The following is an 18,286-nucleotide window of genomic DNA, read 5'->3' on the forward strand; positions in this document are numbered from 1 at the left end:
CCGGTCAGTTGGCGGCCACGGCCGCCGAGGCGGACGCGGACGGAGCGGAGACGGAGGCGGGGTCCGCGGATGCCGACGGGGCGGCGGTGGGCGCGGCTCCGGCCGGCGGGGCGCCGGTGGCGACGCCCGTGGGCGGGACGCCGGTGGGCTGCGCGGGCGGGCTGCCGGTGCCGCCCTGCGGCTGGGCACCGCCGCCGGGCCGGGAGTTCTGGTTGCCCGGGCCGCCGCCCCCGAAGGGCAGCAGCGAGGACGGGGAGAGTGAGGGGCCCCAGCCCATGAACGCCATGCCGAGCACGACCGCGTACCCGATGCAGACGACGCCCAGGAGGAGGCCGATCCGGCGCAGCAGCTTCGCTCTGCGCCCGGAGTTGTCAACGAACACGGGACCGTCTTCGGACCCGTTGGACCCGTTGCCGCGTTTGCGGCGGCGGCCACGCCCAGCGGCGCGGGATTCGATGGCAGGCTCGGAATGCATTCCCCGGATATTAGGCAGCCTTTATGTGTCCGAAACTCTGATTTCCTTGTGAGTGGGCCATGAGAAATGCCTGATCCTGTCGTTTCCCTGAGAGAGTTCCGCTCGGCTTCGTGGACCGCGGTCGCCTGTGAGACGTTTTCAGCCCACGACGTGAACCAGAGAGCGGTGCATACGCAATGCGGAGTTTCCTCAAGCCGACTGCAGGGTTCGTCTGTCTGGCGGCCCTGACCTGCGCCGGGTGCTCCTCGGAGCCGGACTCGGAGTCGTCGTCATCGTCGTCCTCACAGCCATCGGCGGCGGGGGCCTCGCAGTCGCCGTCGGCCTCGGCCTCGGCGGCGTCGGCCACCACGTACGCCCCGTACGTCAGCGCCACCACCGCCTCCGACAACGACTCGGCCGGCTCCCCGGCCACGTACAACCTGGCCTTCGTCATCGCGGGCGGCAGCAGCTGCACACCGAAGTGGAACGGCACGACGGCCATCGGCGACTCGGCGGTCAAGTCCCGTATATCGGCGCTCACGGAGTCCGGTGGCGCGGTGCGCGTCTCCTTCGGCGGCGCCTCCGGCAAGGAGCTCGCCTCGACCTGCGACACCGCCTCCGAACTGGCCGAAGCCTACGGGGCCGCGCTCGACGCCGCCGGGGCGACGGAGGCCGACTTCGATATCGAGGGCAAGCAGTTGACCGACTCCGACTCGGTCGCACTGCGCTCCGAGGCGATCGCCCTGCTCCAGAAGGAGCGCTCCGACCTCGCGGTCACCTTCACCCTGCCCGTGATGCCGTCCGGGCTCGACAACGACAGCCTGGCGCTGCTGGAGTCCGCCAACGACAAGGGCGTCCAGGTCTCCACGGTCAACATCATGACCATGAACTACGGCAGTTCGTACGACGAGGACATGGGCGACTACGCGGAGACGTCGGCCGAGGCCGCCCACGATCAGCTGGAGGACGTCTTCGGGCTGTCGGACGACGGGGCCTGGAAGGGGCTCGCCCTCACCTCGATGATCGGCGTCAACGACGTCGACAACGAGACGTTCTCCCTGTCCGACGCGGCCCAGGTTCGCTCGTTCGCGGAGGAGAAGGGGGTGGCGTGGGTGTCGATGTGGTCGACGTTCCGGGACCAGCCGTGTGAAGGGGACGATGCGGATTCCGATGACGCGGCGACGAATTGCAGTGGCGTTGAGCAGGAGGCGGGAGATTTCGCCGAGGCGTTCACCGGGTGAGTAGGGTCACTTTTCCAGTGCGGGTGGGTAGGGGTTGCCCGCACAGTTCCCCGCGCCCCTTAAAAGCAGGGGTGCCGCATTTAGGGACGCGGGGAACTGCGCGGGCAACCACGACAAACCCGCACCCGATACCCAGCCAACCAGCGGAGCTACGAGGCTACCGACGCCGATGCACAAGCCGCCCCGCGCAAACGGTGGCGATACACGTGCCGTCCGGGGCGAACACGGCAAGGTCGGCCCGCCCCACCTCCCGAATCGCCGGCGGCGCCGCACTCGGCAGCACGACGACATCCGTCCGCCCGGCGGCGGCCCGGAGTTCGGGTGAGTCGGCGTACTCCTCCAGCACGACCACCGCGCCCAGCTTCAGCACCGCGTGAATGCGTTCGCGCGCTGTCGGGGCGTCCGGAATCGGCCCCCGGTGGACCAGGGCGGGCCCGAGCACTCCGGGCCACCGCCGCACCCGTGCGTCGGGAAACCGCTCGCGGAGATCCGCGAACGTCCCGACGGCCCCCACCCGGTCCCGTCCCACGACGACCGCGCCGTCCTTGATCGGCTCTCCGCCGTCCCAGACGACGCGTACCTCGTCGGCGGTGTGGATCGTCTCCAACTGGTCCTCGTAAGGGCTCAGTTGGAGGCGAGGAGCTTCAGCTCCGGGTGGGCCGTGCCGCCCTCGATCGCCGTGGAGGAGATGTGGGACTGGACCCGCTCGTCGACCGGGTCGTTCGCCGGGTCGTCGTGGACGACGAGGTGCTCGTACGTCGTGGCCCGCTGGGCCGGGACGCGGCCGGCCTTGCGGATCAGGTCGATGATCTCCATACGGTTGGAGCGGTGCTTGGCACCGGCCGAGGAGACGACGTTCTCCTCCAGCATGATCGAACCGAGGTCGTCCGCGCCGTAGTGCAGCGACAGCTGGCCGACCTCCTTGCCGGTCGTGAGCCAACTGCCCTGGATGTGGGCGATGTTGTCCATGAAGAGCCGCGCGATGGCGATCATCCGCAGGTACTCGAAGAGCGTGGCCTGCGTACGGCCCTTGAGGTGGTTGTTCTCGGGCTGGTACGTGTACGGGATGAAGGCCCGGAAGCCGCCCGTCCGGTCCTGTACGTCACGGATCATCCGCAGGTGCTCGATGCGCTCGGCGTTGGTCTCGCCGGTGCCCATGAGCATGGTCGACGTGGACTCGACGCCCAGGTTGTGCGCCGCCTCCATGATCTCCAGCCAGCGCTCGCCGCTCTCCTTCAGCGGGGCGATGGCCTTGCGGGGCCGCGCGGGCAGCAGCTCGGCACCGGCACCGGCGAAGGAGTCGAGCCCGGCGGCGTGAATGCGCTGGATCGCCTCCTCGGCGGAGACCTTGGAGATACGGGCCATGTGCTCGACCTCGCTCGCCCCCAGGCTGTGGATGACGAGCTGCGGGTAGGCGGCCTTGATCGCGGCGAAGTGCTCTTCGTAGTACTCGACACCGAAGTCCGGGTGGTGCCCGCCCTGGAACATGATCTGCGTCCCGCCGAGCTCGACGGTCTCCGCGCAGCGGCGCAGGATGTCCTCGAGATCCCGCGTCCAGCCCTTGGCGGTGTCCTTCGGCGGCGCGTAGAACGCGCAGAACTTGCACGCCGTGACGCAGACGTTCGTGTAGTTGATGTTGCGCTCGATGATGTACGTCGCGATGTGCTCCGTACCGGCGTACCGACGGCGGCGTACGGCGTCGGCGGCGGCGCCGAGCGCGTGCAGCGGGGCGTCGCGGTAGAGGTCGAGCGCCTCTTCCGGGGTGATCCGCCCACCCTCGGCGGCACGGTCGAGGACGGACTGGAGGTCGGCCTTCTCGGTCACCGGAGCGGTCCCTTTCATAGGGGTGTGGACGGACTGATCCAGCGTACGCCAGGCCGGGTGATCACCCGACGTCAGGACAGGTGATCACTCGATGTCAGGCCGCGAACGCCCCGATGAGCAGGCCCACGAAGGCGCCCGCGATCAGGAAGGGCCCGAACGGCATGGAGGTCTTGCGCCCGGCCCTGCGGACGACCACGAGGCCCAGCCCGTACAGCCCGCCGAACAGGAACCCGGCGAAGGTGCCGAGCAGCAGGGCTCCCCAGCCGTACCAGCCGAGGACGGCCCCGAGCCCCAGCGCCAGCTTCACGTCACCGAAGCCCATGCCGTTGGGGTTGATGAGGAAGAGCACGAAGTAGCCGCCGCCGAGGGCGAGGGATCCGTACAGCGCGGTCAGCCAGTCCCCGTCGTTCTCGGGCGCGGCGGCTGCTCCCGCGAGCAGGACCAGGGCGGCTCCCGCGAGCGACAGCGTCAGCACGTCCGGTAGCCGCTGCACGGTGAAGTCCACGACGGCGAGCAGCACCCCGAGGGGCGCGACCAACAGCCAGACCCCCAGCTCGGGCCGCGTCCCGGTCGCCGCGGCGAGCAACCCGCAGACGAGGGCGGTGGCGAGGGCGACGAGGGGGGTGCTGGGCCCGTACGCCCTCCCCCCACACTCCCGACATCGGGCCAGGCCGACCCAGCCACCGATGAGATGCCCTTCGGGACACCGCGTCTGCCAGGGCTCGTCGGGGGCGACGGAGAAGCGGTGGGCTGCGCGGGGCACGAACAGACCGACGACGCCGCCCCAGAGGGCGGCGCCGCCGATCATCAGCAGGTCGATCGACTGGAAGCCGCTCATCCCACTGCGGCCACGCCGCTGCGCCAAGCCGGCAGCAGCTCGTCCAGCAACGCCTCGGTCCGGGGCGGCAGGCCGCGTGCCCCGGAGCGCGCCACCAGATCCGAGGCAAGCCTCTTCAACCGCTCGCTGTCCCCGGTCGCATGAGTGGCCCGAAGCAACTCGTTCCACAACCGCTCATCCCCCGGCGCGGAGCCGAGCGCCGCGTTCAACGCCTCGATCGCCTTCTCCGCCCGGTCCTTCTCCAGGTGGAACGCGGACAGGGCGAGCCCGATGTCCGCAACGAGCAACGGCAGTTGGGCGTCGATGATCTCGTGGGTCAGCCACCCGTACCGCCCGGCCGACCGCTCCGCGAGCAACGGCCCCCGCACCAGCACCAGCGCATCGGTCAGCAGTCGCCCGCGCACGGCACGGCTGTTGGCGCCCCGCCCCTGCGTGGCCTCGTGGTACAGCGACCGCAGCACATCCAGGTCGGACACGACGGACTTGGCGAGCTTGAGCCGCCCGGTCGAGTCGGTGCCGAGCCGCGGCGTACCGTCCGGGTCGTTGCCGAGCCAGGCGCGCAGCCGCTCGACGAGCGCGTCCCGGACGTCGTCCGTGACACCGCGCGGCCAGAGCGCGGAGGACAACACCCGCGGATGCACACCCTCACGGTGCAGAAGCAGCAGCGCCAACGCCTCGTGCAGCAACGGGCTGCGCTCACCGTCCGGCGTTTCGAGGCCGATGATCTCGTACGGGCCGACGAGCCGCGCGTACACCGCGGGACGCCCCTGCTCGCTGATGTCGACGAGGAACGGCGGTGTGGTGGTCGGACGGTCGTCGTCGCGCTCGGGGTCGGCATCGGTGAACAGCTCGACGACGGCCCGCTGCTGGGACACCGGCAGGAGCTGCGCGTCGAGTTCGAGGCCGAGGAGCGGCGCGAGGAGCTTGCCCTCGCTGGTGATCTCCATCTCCCAGGCGGCACCGGGCAGATCGCCCGACTGCGTACCGACGAGGTATCCGATGCCCAACCGGCTTGCGTCGGCGGCCAGTTCGGCGAGCGTGACGGCGTCCTCGGCGGACGGCTCGGCGGCGAGCAGCACGAGGTGCGGGGCCCAACGGGTGTGCTGGGCAGGGCCCGTACGGCCGGTCAGCACGGAGTCGTGACCGGCGGCACCGAGCGCCCCGCGCCGCTGCCGCGTCTCCGCCTCCATGGTCTCCACGAGCGCCTCGATGTCGTCGAGGTGGCGGAGCCGGTTGGGCGCAAGGGGCGTGAGGTCCTCGCCGAAGCCGACGAGGGTGATCGTCATGCGGTCGGACCAGCCGTTCGTCGCCAACTCGGCGGCCACGGAGGCGAAGACGCCCGCCCGGTCCTGCTCACGGCCGCTCAGCGAGACGATGCCGGGCACGGCCTCCAGGTTGAGGAGGAGCCGCGAGTCGTCCATCGTGCCGAGGCTGACGAGGCCGGGGTAGGGGGCGGCCGTGTCGACGTCCTCGTACCGCTCGGCGTCCGCCCGCGCGAGCATCCAGAACGTCTGGTCCTGCCCGAGCTGCCAGGGCGCCGGCGGCTTCCCGGCGGGCTGGGCGAGTTGGAGGTGCAGGTCGCCGTTGCCGCTCATCCAGGCCGCGTAGACGGTCGGCAGCGGCCGGGACTCACCCGCGAGCGAGGCGGCGAGCCCGCGCAGGGAGAGGTCGAGGAGGCGTACGCCCTCGGGGTCGGCCCCCACCAGCAGCGCGTCCTGCGCGTCGGCGGCGGCGCCGGTGGGCGTCGGCGGTTCCATGCCGCGACGGCCGCCGACGGCACCGAGGGCGGACTGCCACAGGGCCTGCCTGCGACGCCGGCCGAGGGCGCCGAGGAGTCCGGCGGCGAGCAGGGGCGCGCCAAGCAGTGCCTGCGGCAGCCCGAACCCACCGTCCTCCCCGGCGGCGGGGGCGGCGTGCTCCTGGCCCTGCTGCCCCTGCTGTCCTTGCTGCCCGTCCTGACCCTGCTGGTGCCCCTGGTCGGGGGCGGGCCGCTGCTCGGGAAGACTGATGTGGGCGGTGTCACGGTCGAGGGATCCGGAGCCGCCCTGCTGACCGCCGGCGCCCTCGGCACCGCCGCCGGTCTTGGCGTAGTCGGAGATCTGCTGCTGAACTTCCTCCGAGACCTTCGGGGCCTCGTCGGGCATCTCCACCAGCTCGCCGCCGCGGGCGTCGCCGGGCATCTCCATGATCCAGCCGGGCCGGATGAGGCTGGCCTCGGAGAGCTTCGAACCGTCGGGCTGCGTACGGTCCTTGTTGAGCTGGTAGATCTCCTTGTACCGCCGCCCGTCGCCGAGGTGGCGCTCTGCGACCTCCCAGAGGGAGTCGTGGTGACGGCCCTCGGGGGGCTGGATCCGGTAGAACTTCGTATCGTCGTCGGAGGCGTGGGCTCCGGTCCCGCTCTCGGCGTGCGCGGCGGCGGAGGCCGCCTGCTCGGCCAGGGCGGCGGCCGTCGAGGCCGCCTGCTCCTGCTGCTGGCCCAGCAGCCCGCCCGGCGTCTGCTGCGCTGCCGCGGCGGCCGGCCGCTGGTTCCCCTCCAGCTGCTGCCCGAGCTGCGACAGCCCCGGCGTGAAGCTCGCCGCGGTCGCGCCGACGAGCAGCAGCGCCGCGACGAGCTGCCGCGCGAGCAGCTGGCTCGGACCGGCGCCGGGTACGCGGTTCGGCAGCCCGACGCCCGACAGCGCGGCCTTCACCTCGACGAGCACGCACGCGGTGAACTGGGCCCAGGCGAACCAGACGACGACGGTCAGCGTATTGATGAACGTATCGACGCTGATCTCTTTCTGGAGCCAGTCCAGACTCGGCGAACCGCTCGGCAGCGGCCAGCCGATCTGCGAGGCCAGCGCCCCGGGCACCCCGATCAGCAGCACGAGCAGGGCCACGAAGGCGAGAAACGCCTTCAGAAAGTCCCCGAACGTACGTCGCCGCCGAGGCAACGGCTGCGGCGTCCGATTCCTCGGACCCGGCGAGCTTCCCGTCGAGTTGGAAGTGGTACGTCGCGCCATGGCGGGTGTCCTGGTGTCGTGTGTGGAGGGAGGGACAGTTGTGGGGTAAAGCGAGCCTACCGGGGTTCCCAAAGGACGCGCTGCCCCCCTTCACCAGGGCGGCAATGAAGTGGATCACCCAGCACCCTCAGAGTGGCCGAACCGACAACGACAGACCCCGGCCTACACAAACACCCCGCAACACCTTCATCACACTCCGTAGAGTGCACGGCGTGAAGGCCGACATGGGACGCCGCTACCGGCTGTACCCCAGCGAGGGCCAGGAGAGAGTCCTGACCGGTTGGGGACACACGTGCCGCGCCCTGTGGAACATGGCGCTTGAGCAGCGGGCGTACCTGTGGACTCAACGCCGGCTCACCCTGCGGGCCAACGAGCAGTGCAAGCAACTGACCATTGCCCGGGCGGAGTTGCCGTGGCTGGCCGAACTACCCGCTCAGGCCGCTCAACAGGTGCTGCGACATCTGGACCGAGCGTACGAGAACTTCTTCAATCCGGATCATCCAGCACGTTTCCCGCAGCGCAAGAAGCGCACGCACCGCTTATCGGTCTCCCTCCCCGGACAGACCGTGGAGGTACGCAAACTCAACCGGCATTGGGCAGAAGTACGTCTGCCCAAACTGGGCTGGGTGCGCTTCCGGCTGTCACGAGCGCTGGGCGGCCCCATCCGCAACGTGACCGTAAACCGGGATGGAAGTGGCTGGCACATCTCCTTCGGCGTGGCAACAGGCGTCAGGCCGCAAGCGCCCAACGAAAAACCCGGATGCGGCGTGGACTTCGGGGTAGCGGCCTCGGCCTACGTATCCACCGAGAGCTCGCCCCGCATCAAACCCGAAGGCCTGACCTCACACGAACGACAGCGCCTGGGAGCCCTGGAGCAACGCAAGGCTCGTCAGATCACCTACGCCAGGAAACACCAAGGAGGCAGGTACAGACGGCGGCTGCGTGCCACGCTCGCGTCCATTGACCGGCTGAGGACACGCGAAACGAACCGCCGCAGGGACTTCACACACAAACTCACCACCGATCTCGCCAAAAGCCACGGCTTCGTCGGCGTTGAGGACCTTCGTGTGACTCAGATGACCTCCAGCGCCAGAGGCACGCCGGAACGACCCGGCCGAAGCGTCTCCCAAAAGGCCGGGCTCAACCGCGCCATCCTGGACAACTGCCCTGCAGAACGCCGTCGTCAACTGGAGTACAAGTGCCGCTTGTACGGTTCTGAGCTGATTGCCGTTCCTGCGTTCCACACCTCCCAGACCTGCGCCGCCTGCGGCAAGGTCGACCCCGCGTCCCGCAAGGGGTGCGGCCGGCTGTTCGTCTGTACCCACTGCCGGCACGAGGACGACGCCGACCACAATGCCTCGGTCGAGATCGAGGCCCGAGCCCGCCGGGCGGGTGGCTCGGACAACAACAGCACGCGCAGCACCGGAAAGGTGCGAGTCCCGGCCCCGGGCCGAAGGCGCATGCGTGAAGCCCAATCGGCAACCTGATGCACGCCGACGGGAATCTCCGGCTCCAGCCGAAGAGCATCGTCAATTAGATCTTATTGAGGGCAACGGCAACACCGCACGATCACTCGTGGCGATGCCACTCGTCTCGGTTGCGAAGCGGGTCGACGCGTTCGCAACCGTCATGTCACAAACCTCGCGACCACCACACAATCCCCCATTGACGCCCAGCTTCTCTCTACCCGCTCCTGATAGCTTCGTTTCCTGTTGCACACAGTCGCCGCACTTTGGGGGAGAACACCCGTGGCCCGCCGCACCCTGCCCACCGCCGTCGCATTCGCCACGACAGCGGCCCTTGTACTCACCGCCTGCGGCGGGAGCGACGATTCGTCGTCGGACGACATCAAGGGGGCGGACAAGGGGTCCAGCAGTCCGTCGGCTTCGGCTCCACCGTCCAAGGCATCCGACGCGAAGCGCCCAGCGATCAAGCTCCCCAGCACCTTCCAGCTCACATTCGAGAACTGGACGAGCGGCGACGCCGACAAGCAGGCCGTACTCAATGACGGCAAGGAGGAGCTTCGGGCGGGATACGCGGCGATCATCGCCAACGAGCCCGACGGCGGTGACGCCCTCGCCTTCTACACCACCGAACCAGGTCTGTCGCAGGCCCAACTGTGGATCAAGACGTACACGGCCAAGAACCTCACGGTCATCGGCGAACTGCCGGCTTACGACGCCAAGGTCACGCTTGCCAACAAGGGTGCGGCGTCTCTCAGCTACTGCACTGACGAAAGCAAGGCGTCCACGAAGCAGCGCAAGACCGGCGAGGTCGAGGGGAATCCGGCGGGCACGGACCCCAAGGTCCAATACGTGATCACGATGGTCAAGAACGCACAGGACGTGTGGCAGACCGACACCGTCATCTCGAAGAGGGGCGGTTGCTAGCGATGAGGCCGCACGACGCATCCCTGCCTCTGGTACTCGCAACGCTCACCACAGTTCTCCTCACCTCCACACCTGCCGCCGCAGTCGGGGAAGGCGGTACGTACGGCGACGCCAAGGGCGAGGAGATCTCCGCCGCCACCTCCCGGTCCAGGATCAAGCTCACCCAAGTCAGCGGCCCCACCGGCGGAAAACGGGGCTCTCTCTCATCGACGGACGTGAACTGGGAACCGCCACCCTGCTGGTACGAGCCCCTCTTCACTCCCGAGCAGCTCAAGAACTTCGCGGAGACCGACGGCAGCGGCCAAGTCAGTATCCGCCAGGGGTGGATCGGGTCGAAGCTGTGGACCGACCACTTCAGGGACGAGAACGACGCCCCCAATCACTTCGGCACGCCATCGACCACGAAGGGCTACAAGGACTACAACCTCGGCAAGGACGGCTACTTCTGGCACGGGGTCGCTCCGGACGTCACCACCATCGACGACACATCGCTGTGCGGCCGGCTCATGTTCTGGCAGAACGCCGGCGAGATCCCCGACGATCCGAACGCCCCCACCCCCGAGACCCTGGCCGACTACGCGTACGACAAGGTCAAGGTCCCGGACACCGAGGTCGAGCTGAAGCCGGAGGCCGAGTCCACGGTGAACCTCCCGACCTGGGTCTGGCTGGACAAGGGAACGTTCCAGGAGGTCAAGGTCCGTGCCGAGTTGCCCGGTACCAACCTCTGGGCGGAGACCACCGCGAAGCCGGTGAGTCTTCATCTCGTCCCCGGTACCGGGGACGCGGAGACGTACCCCGCCTCCGGTGAGTGCGAGATCAACGACGACGGCTCGATCGGCACCCCTTACAAGAAGGGCGACGCCGAGCAGACGCCCCCCTGCGGCATCACGTACCTGCGCGCCACCAGCGGCCAGCCCTACGCGCTCAAGGCCTCCGTCACCTGGCAGATCTCCTGGGAAGGCACCGGCGGTGCCGGTGGCGACCTGCCCGACGGCACCTTCGAGACCACCCAGGACATGAACGTCCAGGAAATCCAGTCGATCAACCGCTGACGCACGATCATCCCTTCGCGCCTTCGCGGCAGTTGTTCCCCTTCTCCGACACCCCACAACAGAAGAAGAGACGCGCACACCATGGCATCCCCCCACCCGGCACGCGCCGCACGCACGACCGGTATCGCTCTGCTGATGCTCGGTCTGACTTCCACCGTCGCTCTCACCGGGTGCGGCGGCACCACGGACGAGGACGGGAAGGCCGGCACGAAGGCCTCGGCCTCCGCCTCCGCCCCCAAGGGCGCCGTGACCCGCGAGCAGGCGGCGAAGATCGTCGACAACTACGCGGCTGTCAACGGCAAGGCGAACGCGACGCGGAACGCGAAGCTGCTGGCGACGGTCGAAGGCGGCCAGGTCCACGAGCAGAGCAAGGCGGACTACAAGACCTTCGGCACCTGGACGAAGGCGGACCAGGGCGACTACGAGAAGCCCTTCTCCTACCAGGACCGTACGTACTACATCCCTGCCGGTGAGGACTGGTTCGCGGTCAAGGCCACCGCCAGCGGATCGAAGATCCCCGCCCTCCTGATCTTCGACAAGGACGGCGGCGCCTGGAAGTTGATGTCCGCGGTCTACTCCGACGCACCGATCCCGGCGATCGACACCGGCAACCACGGTCTCGCCACCGCCGTAGCGCCCACCACCCGTGTCGGATCCCTGGCCCCGAACGACGTGAGCGCGGCCTTCGAGGACCTGTACGAGACCGGTGGGAAGAAGGCCGGCGCCGCGATCTCCCACACCACGGACCCGGCCAAGGACGCCCTCAAGCTCTACAAGGGGCGCGACACATTCGATCTGGCCAAGTGGGCGACCAAGAAGTTCTTCGCCAAGGACCCTGCGTACGGGACGACTTACGCGCTGCGGCTCGCCGACGGCGGCGTGCTCGCGGTCGTCCCGACCGCCCACACCCAGGAAACTCTGCTCAAGCAGCAGTACATGGGCAGCTTCGAGATCACCCCGAACAAGGAGGAGTCCGTCTACAACCCGGCCAAGCGCGCCATCGTCACCGACACCTTCCAGGGCATGACGCTCGCCACCCTCCCGAAGTCCGGCAAGCCTTCGGTGATCGCGTACGAGTACCGGATGACGGACTCGAAGTAGACGACGGGACCGGTGAGGCATGGTCGGCACGGTGACGGGGGCACCGTGCGCCTCATATAGTCACAACTTGCGCAGACAGCAGACACACGCCGCCGAGGCACGGACACCACAGGGGGAACGCACATGGGCAAGCCCGACCTCGCGCTGCCGCTCAGTGAGCTGGAGGACTACGGCACCCGGCTGCGTGACATCAAGACGCGGATGAACCACACCAAGAAGCTCTTCGAGTCCTACAAGGACGACATCGGTGACGGCGGCGTCTACGACAAGTTGGAGGACTTCGAGTCCAACTGGGAGGACGGCCGCGAGGACATCAACCAGCAGCTCGACGCGCTGGCCCAGATGTCCGAGGCGATCGTCCGGGAGTTCAAGAAGCTGGACGACGACCTGGCGAAGCAGGTCTCCGAGGGTGTGAAGAGCGAGGAGAAGGGCGGCGGCAAGGGCCAGAGCGGCGGCAACAAGTAGCCTCGGCCCTTCTCCCCACGGAGAGAGCGTAGGGCCGGCGCTCACCGGCCCGGCCGACCTCGTCAGCCGACCCCGTCAGCCGACCTCGTTCTCCGCCACCGCCCGGCCCCGGACCGTCACATCCCCGCCGTAGAACATCCCCGTGAAGACCGGCGCGTACGTCAGCTGGACCTCCACCTCGACCGCGTCGGCGTTCGCGGCGACGCAGTGGGTGGCGGCGATGTCCGCGCCGGTCATGCCCATCTCCTGGGCGAAGGCCTTGACCCGGGCGCCGCAGTTCTCGAAGAGGATGGGGGCGGGGCCGCCCTCGTTCTCGTACAGGGCCTCGCGGTCGATGTCCTGGGCCGCGTACCGGGCGGCCTGTTCGGCGATGTCGGCGGCGCGTTCCCGCTTGGAGATCGACAGGCCGCCGTCGATGACGAAGGCCGAGAGAGACAGGAACACCAGGGCGAAGATGATGACCGCTCCGGCGCCCGAGCCCCGGTCGTCGAGCCTCGTGCGGCGAGTGTGGACCCAGTCGCGTACGGCGGGCGGGATGTTCACGCGGCCCTCCGCAGGGGGTCGATCGGCGAACTGAAGCTCGCGGTGAGCGTGGTGGGGACGTCGAGGCCGAGCATCGCCAGGCCCCGCACCTCGCAGCTCACCTCGACCGTGAAGATGCTGTCGGGCTCGAAGCCCGCGCTCGTCTGGTTGACGGTCACGGGACCCGAGCAGACTTCGCCGAGGTCCGCGGCGGCCGCCTTGCGGGCCTCGGACATGGCGATGGCATGGTTCTTCTGGATCGAGCCGGCCCGGGCCGCGTCCCGCGCCGCGCCGTCGATCGCACCGCGCCCGTCCACGAGCTGCCCGAAGGCCACGAGGACCAGGATGAAGAGGATCATCACCGGGGCCAGGATGACCACTTCGATCGTGGACAGCCCCCGGTCGCGGGCGCCCACAGCGGCACGAGCCCTTTGCCCCACGAAACCCCGTACCGCCGAGCGCACCCCGGCAGGAAGCGCCCCCATCAGTTGCCCTCCTCCGGAACGAACCGCTCCACCGGTCCCGAGGACTGCGCGTGCACCGTCATGTCCAGCCCGGGAAACACCGACGGCACCTTCGCCGTGATCTCCACGCCCACCGTGTTCTGCTCCGGCTGGAGCATCTCCACGGTCGGGGAGAGCACCAACTGCGGCCCCAACTGCGCGATGTAGCTGTCGACGACGTCCCGTGCCTCGCCCCGCCACGCGCCCGGCTGTTCGTCGGCCGTCGCGCGGGCCTTGCGGGCGCCGGCCTGGGCCGCCGCCTGGGCGACGTGGTCGGCGAAGAAGTACAGCGCGAACTGCACGGTGGCGAAGATCATGAAGAAGAGCACGGGCGTGAGCAGCACGAACTCGATCGCGGTCATGCCGGAGTCGCCGCGGGCGGAGGCGGCCTCCACCCGGCGGCGTACCCAGCGTCGTACGCTCACCAGTTACCCCGTATGAGAGATATGAGAGATATGGGATATATGAGAGGGCGAGAGTCGGGAGGCGGAATCAGCAGGTGCTGCCCGCGTCCGCGCCCTTGATGCAGTCGCCGACCTTGTTGGCACCGTCGCTCAGCGCGGCGTTGATGATCGCGGCGACCACGCCGACGATCGCCACGACGACCGCCGAGATGATGACCCACTCCACCGCGGACGCACCACGGTCGAGCTCGCCGGAGCGGGCACGCTGCACCCGCCCCTGGAGGAAGGTGATCAGGAAGTCCACCCCCGGGATCCCGGTGCTGAAGTTCCGTCCGTTCATGGTGAGTTGTCCTCTCAGAATTCTTGGAAGTAGGAGCGGTCGACGTCAGACCTGGAACACACGCATCGCCGCCGGGAAGATCAGGAAGACCAGGAAGCCCGCGCAGAGCAGCAGCTGCGCGACGAGCATCGACTGCGACTTCTCGCCCGCGCTGCCCTCGATCTCGGCGAGTTCGCGGTGCCGCATCGTCTCGGCCCGGGAGGCGAGCGACTCGCGCACCTTCGCGCCGTCGTCCGCGACCAGCGCCAACGAGGCCGACAGGTCCTTCAGTTCCTCCACCCCCAGGTCCTCGCCCAGCGAACCGAGCGCCTGCCACTGGCTGATGCCGGTGATCCGGGCGTCCGCGAGCGCATTACGGATGCGCTGCGTGGCCCAGCCGTCGGAGACCTCGGCGGCGGCCATCAGGGCCTCCGGGAGACCCCGGCCGCCCGCGAGACTCATCGACACGAGGTCCAGATACGCGCCGATGACGCGCCGCAGGTCACGCCGCTTCTCCGCCGCGTCCCTGCGTACTTCCAGGTCCGGCAGGAAGAAGAAGATGGTCGCGAACATCAGCGCGAGCCAGATCGGGATGACCGGGCTGCGGCCGACCCCGAGCGTCCAGACCACGGCGAACATGAACGGGCCGAAGAACAGCCCGGCCGCCGCGAGCAGCACCTTCGTAGCGAGGAAGTTCTCCCAACTCCGGTCCAGCACGGCCAGATCGGCCCGCAGCGACCGCAGCTCCCAGCCCTGCTGCATGTAGAACTCGGAGACGCGCGCGCCGACTCCGGTCCGTACGCTCCCGAGCCGCCCCTTGTCGGCGGTGGTCCGGTGCAAGGACTCGTACGCCGCTCCCCTCGCGCGCATCGCGTCGATGCGGGCGACCTGCGAGACCGCGCTGCGCTTGGACGGCATCAGGGCGCGTACGAGGGCGTAGATGCCCAGGCCCAGGACGGCGCCGACCACGACGGGCATGGTCAGGGTCGAGTTCATCGGCGTACCCCTTCCTCCGGCAGCGTCTGCGACGGAGCCTGTGTCTGGGACGGCGACGGCGTACGGGGGCGGACGAACTGGACCGACGCCTCGTCCCGTACCAGGAAGCGTTCCGGTGTCTCGATGGTCGAGAGCTTGCGCAGCCATACGAAGCCGAGCGCGAACAGGCCGCAGACACAGGCGAGTACGAGCTGGCCGACCGCCGTGCCGTACGGCTCGACGAATTCGCGGTTGAAGATCGACAGGCCGAGGACGAACGCGACCGAGACGGCGACGACGATCTGTACGGAGCGACGGGTCGAGGCTCGCTGCGCCATGACCCGCTGCCGCATGTCGACCTCTTCGCGTGCCGACTTGGCGAGCGCGCCCAGGACCTGCCGCAGACCCGGGCCGCGCAGCCGCGCGTTGAGGATCAGCGCGGCCACGATGATGTCGGCGGACGCGTCGTCGATCTCGTCGGCGAGCTGCTGCAGGGCTTCCGGCAGCGGCGTACGGGAGCGGAGGCGGTCGACGAGGGCGTCGAGGTGCGGGCGCAGGACCGGTGCGGCGGCGCGTGCGGAGGCGGGGATGGCCTGCTCCAGGCCGACCGCGCCCGCGATGGTGTCGCGCAGCGACTCGGTCCAGGAGGCGAGGGCCTCCACGCGGCGCATGGCCGATTTCTCCTCGGAGGCGCCGCCGAAGAGCTTGTCCCAGAAGAAGACGAGGACGGCGGTCGCGATTCCGGCGACGGCCCACCGGGTGAGCAGCAGGACGACGATTCCGGCGCCGGCCGCGATCGAACCGCGCTGACCGGCGAACCGGACGAGCTCGGAGGCCCGTTCGCTCGCCTTCTGCTTCTCGTGCTCGGGCTTGGCGGGCAGTCCGCGGACCGCGACGGCGAACAGCGCGAGACCGCCACCGACGGCGATGCCGCACGCGAGGGCGTACAGGACCGTAGTGGAGAACAGCCCGCCCATGGAGCCGAGCGAGTCAAGAGCGGCGAGAGTCATGGTCAGGTCACCCCCAGTTCCCGCCGGGCAGGCGATAGCCGTGCTGGATCAGGTCTTCGAGGCAGGCGAGGGGCGCGTGCGGCACGACCCGGCCGTCCGAGGCCTCGGCGAACACCTCGCTGGACAGGACGCGTCCGTCGACGCCGTTGACCTCGCGGATGGAGGTGACCATGCGCTGAAGTCGGCCGCCCGTCTGGTAGTTGTTGCGCCGCTGGATGAAGACGACGAAGTTCACCGCGCCCGCGACGAGCATCTGGCTGGCCTCGATGGGCAGCCGCTCGGTGGCCTGGAGCGCGTACGTGGAAATACGGTTGAAGACCTCGCTGGAGCTGTTGGCGTGGATCGTGGACAGCGAGCCGTCGTTGCCCTGGGACATCGCGTTCAGCATGGTCACGATCTCGTCGCCGAGGACCTCACCGACGATGACGCGCGAGGGGTTCATACGCAGCGAACGCCGGACCAGCTCCGCCATCGAAATGGTGCCCTGGCCCTCGGAGTTGGGCAGCCGCTCCTCGAACGCCACGACGTTCGGGTGCAGATCGGCGAACTGGTCGAGCCCGAGCTCCAGTGCGCGCTCGACGGTGATGAGGCGCTCGTGCGGCGGGATCTCGTTCGCCAGGGCCCTCAGGAGCGTGGTCTTACCGGCGTTCGTCGCACCCGCGATCATGATGTTCTTGCGCGCCCGGACGGCACAGGCGAGGAAGTGCCCGACCTCGGGGGTGAGCGTGCCGTTGCCGACGAGGTCGGACATGAAGACCTTGCCCATGCGCGCGCGACGGATGGACAGCGCGGGCCTGCGCGTCACATCCATGACGGCGGAGAGGCGGGACCCGTCCGGCAGCCGCAGGTCGAGCTGCGGGTTGGCGGAGTCGAAGGGCCGGGAGGAGAGACCGGAGTACGCGCCGAGAATCTGGATGAGCTCGATGAGCTCCTCGTCGGTCTCGGCGACGGGATCGCCCTTGGTCTCCTCGCCGTTGGCGTAGCCGACGAAGACCTGGTCGTACCCGTTGATGTCGATGTTCTCGACCTCGGGGTTGTCCAGCAGCGGCTGCAGACGCCCCACTCCGAAGAGCGCGGCGTGCACGGCGGCGGCGTACTGCTCCTCGGTCTCGGCGTCCAGCGGCGTACGCCCGGAGTTGATCTCCGTACGGGCGTACTCCTCCAGTATCTGGGCTATCACCGCGCGGGCGTAGTGCCGCTCGTCCTCGTTGGACATCGGCGTGACGCCGGAGACCTGGTCGAGCCGGCGCTGCTCGGCGATACGGTCACCGGCCTCCTGCCGGAACCGCTTGACCAGCTGGTGGTCGACTGCCGTCATCGGCCGGCTCCGGCGGTGGGCTGACCGTTCGGACCGCCGGCCGCCGGTACGGCCCAGGCCGCGCCGAACTGCTGGTAGAGGTCCGAGGTCACCTTGCGCGCCGAGCGGATGAGCAGCGACTTGTCGAGCCGTCCGCGCTTGCGGCCGGCCAACTGGTCGGCGCCTGCCGGGTCTTCGGCGATCGTGCCGACGACGCGGGCGCCGGTCTGCGCGGCCACCAGCATGTCGTTGACCTGGTGGACGAGCTTGCCGGACTCGCCCGGGTCGGTGATGAGGACGACCCCGATGAGGGGCGTGCCCAGCGCCGCCGCACCGCGCGCTCCGCCGTGCAGCTTGGCGCTGAGGGCGGCGGCCCGGTCGCGTACGCGCGCGATGGCCTCCGGCTCGGTGCGGGAGATGAGGAGTACGAGGGCGGCCTGCGAGAACATCTCGACGGCCGGGGTGTCCCCGCTGATCCGTCCGCAGTCCGCGATGACGTCGGCGGGCGCGTGCGGGGAGTCGGCGAGCTGCGCGAAGGCCCGGCCGAGCGTGGGCCACAGCCCCGCGAGCCCGGCCGCCTGCTCGGCGTTCCCGAGCCCGACGAGCACTTCGAGCCCACCGCTCAACGGCTGCACGTGGTCCCAGAGTTGATCCGGTACGAGACCACGGCGGGCGGTGGCGGCGATGGAGAGCATGCCGGTGTTCGGGTTCAGCGGCCCGCCGTGCGCGGCGGCACTGCGGTACACGAGGTCGCCGCCGGCCGGGTCGGTCTCGGCGAGCAGCACCCTGCGGGGCCAGACGGCGGCGAGGGCGACGGCCGCCGTGGTGACGCCGGGGGAACCTTTGTCGGCGGCGAGGGCGATGAGGGCCATGGTGTGTGTGACTCTCT

At 69.3% G+C, this 18,286-nt stretch carries 19 protein-coding genes; 6 read left to right on the top strand and 13 right to left on the bottom strand.

Features of this window, described 5'->3' with window-relative positions; all coding sequences use genetic code 11:
* Positions 1-4: 4 nt before the first annotated feature.
* Entirely contained in the window at positions 5-475 is a 471-nt protein-coding gene (locus ACN20J_RS21280; RefSeq protein ID WP_190231038.1) for a hypothetical protein, read from the bottom strand.
* Between the two features lie 176 nt (positions 476-651).
* Here ACN20J_RS21280 and ACN20J_RS21285 point away from each other — a divergent pair, with 176 nt between their 5' ends.
* Positions 652-1,695 (top strand): chitinase, encoded by a 1,044-nt coding sequence (locus ACN20J_RS21285; protein WP_419666526.1) that lies wholly within the window; start codon positions 652-654, stop codon positions 1,693-1,695.
* 157 nt (positions 1,696-1,852) lie between these two features.
* Here ACN20J_RS21285 and ACN20J_RS21290 read toward each other — a convergent pair whose 3' ends face one another.
* The 4 genes from ACN20J_RS21290 to ACN20J_RS21305 form a co-directional block, all read right to left on the bottom strand.
* The gene (locus ACN20J_RS21290) at positions 1,853-2,302 is read right to left on the bottom strand and encodes an imidazolonepropionase-like domain-containing protein (RefSeq protein WP_189844582.1); all 450 of its coding nucleotides are present in this window, start codon (positions 2,300-2,302) and stop codon (positions 1,853-1,855) included.
* Positions 2,303-2,319: 17 nt separating this feature from the next.
* Positions 2,320-3,519, bottom strand: coding sequence for a cyclic dehypoxanthinyl futalosine synthase (gene mqnC / locus ACN20J_RS21295; RefSeq protein ID WP_190231035.1), 1,200 nt, complete (start codon positions 3,517-3,519; stop codon positions 2,320-2,322).
* A 94-nt stretch (positions 3,520-3,613) separates the two neighbouring features.
* The gene (locus ACN20J_RS21300) at positions 3,614-4,357 is read right to left on the bottom strand and encodes a prepilin peptidase (RefSeq protein ID WP_189844584.1); all 744 of its coding nucleotides are present in this window, start codon (positions 4,355-4,357) and stop codon (positions 3,614-3,616) included.
* Positions 4,354-7,359 carry a bacterial transcriptional activator domain-containing protein gene (locus ACN20J_RS21305; protein WP_189844585.1) on the bottom strand — a complete coding sequence of 1,002 codons (3,006 nt, stop codon included), beginning with the start codon at positions 7,357-7,359 and terminating at the stop codon, positions 4,354-4,356. The genes ACN20J_RS21300 and ACN20J_RS21305 overlap by 4 nt, the downstream gene beginning before the upstream one ends.
* A gap of 212 nt (positions 7,360-7,571) precedes the next feature.
* On the opposite strand from ACN20J_RS21305, the gene ACN20J_RS21310 reads away from it, so the two are divergent.
* From ACN20J_RS21310 to ACN20J_RS21330, 5 genes are all read left to right on the top strand, one after another.
* Entirely contained in the window at positions 7,572-8,846 is a 1,275-nt protein-coding gene (locus ACN20J_RS21310; protein ID WP_419666527.1) for an RNA-guided endonuclease InsQ/TnpB family protein, read from the top strand.
* A gap of 261 nt (positions 8,847-9,107) precedes the next feature.
* Positions 9,108-9,749: a hypothetical protein gene (locus ACN20J_RS21315; RefSeq protein WP_361997088.1), complete on the top strand. Its 642-nt coding sequence runs from the start codon at positions 9,108-9,110 to the stop codon at positions 9,747-9,749.
* Positions 9,750-9,751: 2 nt separating this feature from the next.
* Positions 9,752-10,801, top strand: a complete 1,050-nt coding sequence (locus tag ACN20J_RS21320) for a hypothetical protein (protein WP_419666528.1) — start codon at positions 9,752-9,754, stop codon at positions 10,799-10,801.
* Between the two features lie 81 nt (positions 10,802-10,882).
* Positions 10,883-11,902 (top strand): hypothetical protein, encoded by a 1,020-nt coding sequence (locus tag ACN20J_RS21325; RefSeq protein WP_419666529.1) that lies wholly within the window; start codon positions 10,883-10,885, stop codon positions 11,900-11,902.
* Positions 11,903-12,025: 123 nt separating this feature from the next.
* Positions 12,026-12,367 (top strand): hypothetical protein, encoded by a 342-nt coding sequence (locus ACN20J_RS21330; protein WP_189844590.1) that lies wholly within the window; start codon positions 12,026-12,028, stop codon positions 12,365-12,367.
* A 75-nt stretch (positions 12,368-12,442) separates the two neighbouring features.
* Here ACN20J_RS21330 and ACN20J_RS21335 read toward each other — a convergent pair whose 3' ends face one another.
* The 8 genes from ACN20J_RS21335 to ACN20J_RS21370 form a co-directional block, all read right to left on the bottom strand.
* Positions 12,443-12,910 carry a pilus assembly protein TadG-related protein gene (locus ACN20J_RS21335; protein WP_373310865.1) on the bottom strand — a complete coding sequence of 156 codons (468 nt, stop codon included), beginning with the start codon at positions 12,908-12,910 and terminating at the stop codon, positions 12,443-12,445.
* A complete protein-coding gene (locus ACN20J_RS21340) occupies positions 12,907-13,374 on the bottom strand; it encodes a TadE/TadG family type IV pilus assembly protein (RefSeq protein WP_419666530.1) in 468 nt (155 codons plus the stop codon). Before ACN20J_RS21340 ends, ACN20J_RS21335 begins: the two co-directional genes overlap by 4 nt.
* Positions 13,374-13,754: a TadE family protein gene (locus ACN20J_RS21345; protein ID WP_246575511.1), complete on the bottom strand. Its 381-nt coding sequence runs from the start codon at positions 13,752-13,754 to the stop codon at positions 13,374-13,376. Before ACN20J_RS21345 ends, ACN20J_RS21340 begins: the two co-directional genes overlap by 1 nt.
* A gap of 130 nt (positions 13,755-13,884) precedes the next feature.
* The gene (locus ACN20J_RS21350) at positions 13,885-14,136 is read right to left on the bottom strand and encodes a hypothetical protein (protein WP_055610899.1); all 252 of its coding nucleotides are present in this window, start codon (positions 14,134-14,136) and stop codon (positions 13,885-13,887) included.
* Between the two features lie 45 nt (positions 14,137-14,181).
* Positions 14,182-15,111, bottom strand: coding sequence for a type II secretion system F family protein (locus ACN20J_RS21355; RefSeq protein WP_419666531.1), 930 nt, complete (start codon positions 15,109-15,111; stop codon positions 14,182-14,184).
* The gene (locus ACN20J_RS21360) at positions 15,108-16,100 is read right to left on the bottom strand and encodes a type II secretion system F family protein (RefSeq protein ID WP_246575498.1); all 993 of its coding nucleotides are present in this window, start codon (positions 16,098-16,100) and stop codon (positions 15,108-15,110) included. The genes ACN20J_RS21355 and ACN20J_RS21360 overlap by 4 nt, the downstream gene beginning before the upstream one ends.
* 7 nt (positions 16,101-16,107) lie before the next feature.
* Positions 16,108-17,418, bottom strand: a complete 1,311-nt coding sequence (locus tag ACN20J_RS21365) for a CpaF family protein (RefSeq protein WP_189844593.1) — start codon at positions 17,416-17,418, stop codon at positions 16,108-16,110.
* Positions 17,415-18,269: a hypothetical protein gene (locus ACN20J_RS21370; RefSeq protein WP_189844594.1), complete on the bottom strand. Its 855-nt coding sequence runs from the start codon at positions 18,267-18,269 to the stop codon at positions 17,415-17,417. The genes ACN20J_RS21365 and ACN20J_RS21370 overlap by 4 nt, the downstream gene beginning before the upstream one ends.
* Between the last annotated feature and the right edge of the window lie 17 nt (positions 18,270-18,286).

This window comes from Streptomyces sp. 2-1 (genome assembly GCF_048564895.1).
Lineage (GTDB): Bacteria > Actinomycetota > Actinomycetes > Streptomycetales > Streptomycetaceae > Streptomyces > Streptomyces phaeochromogenes.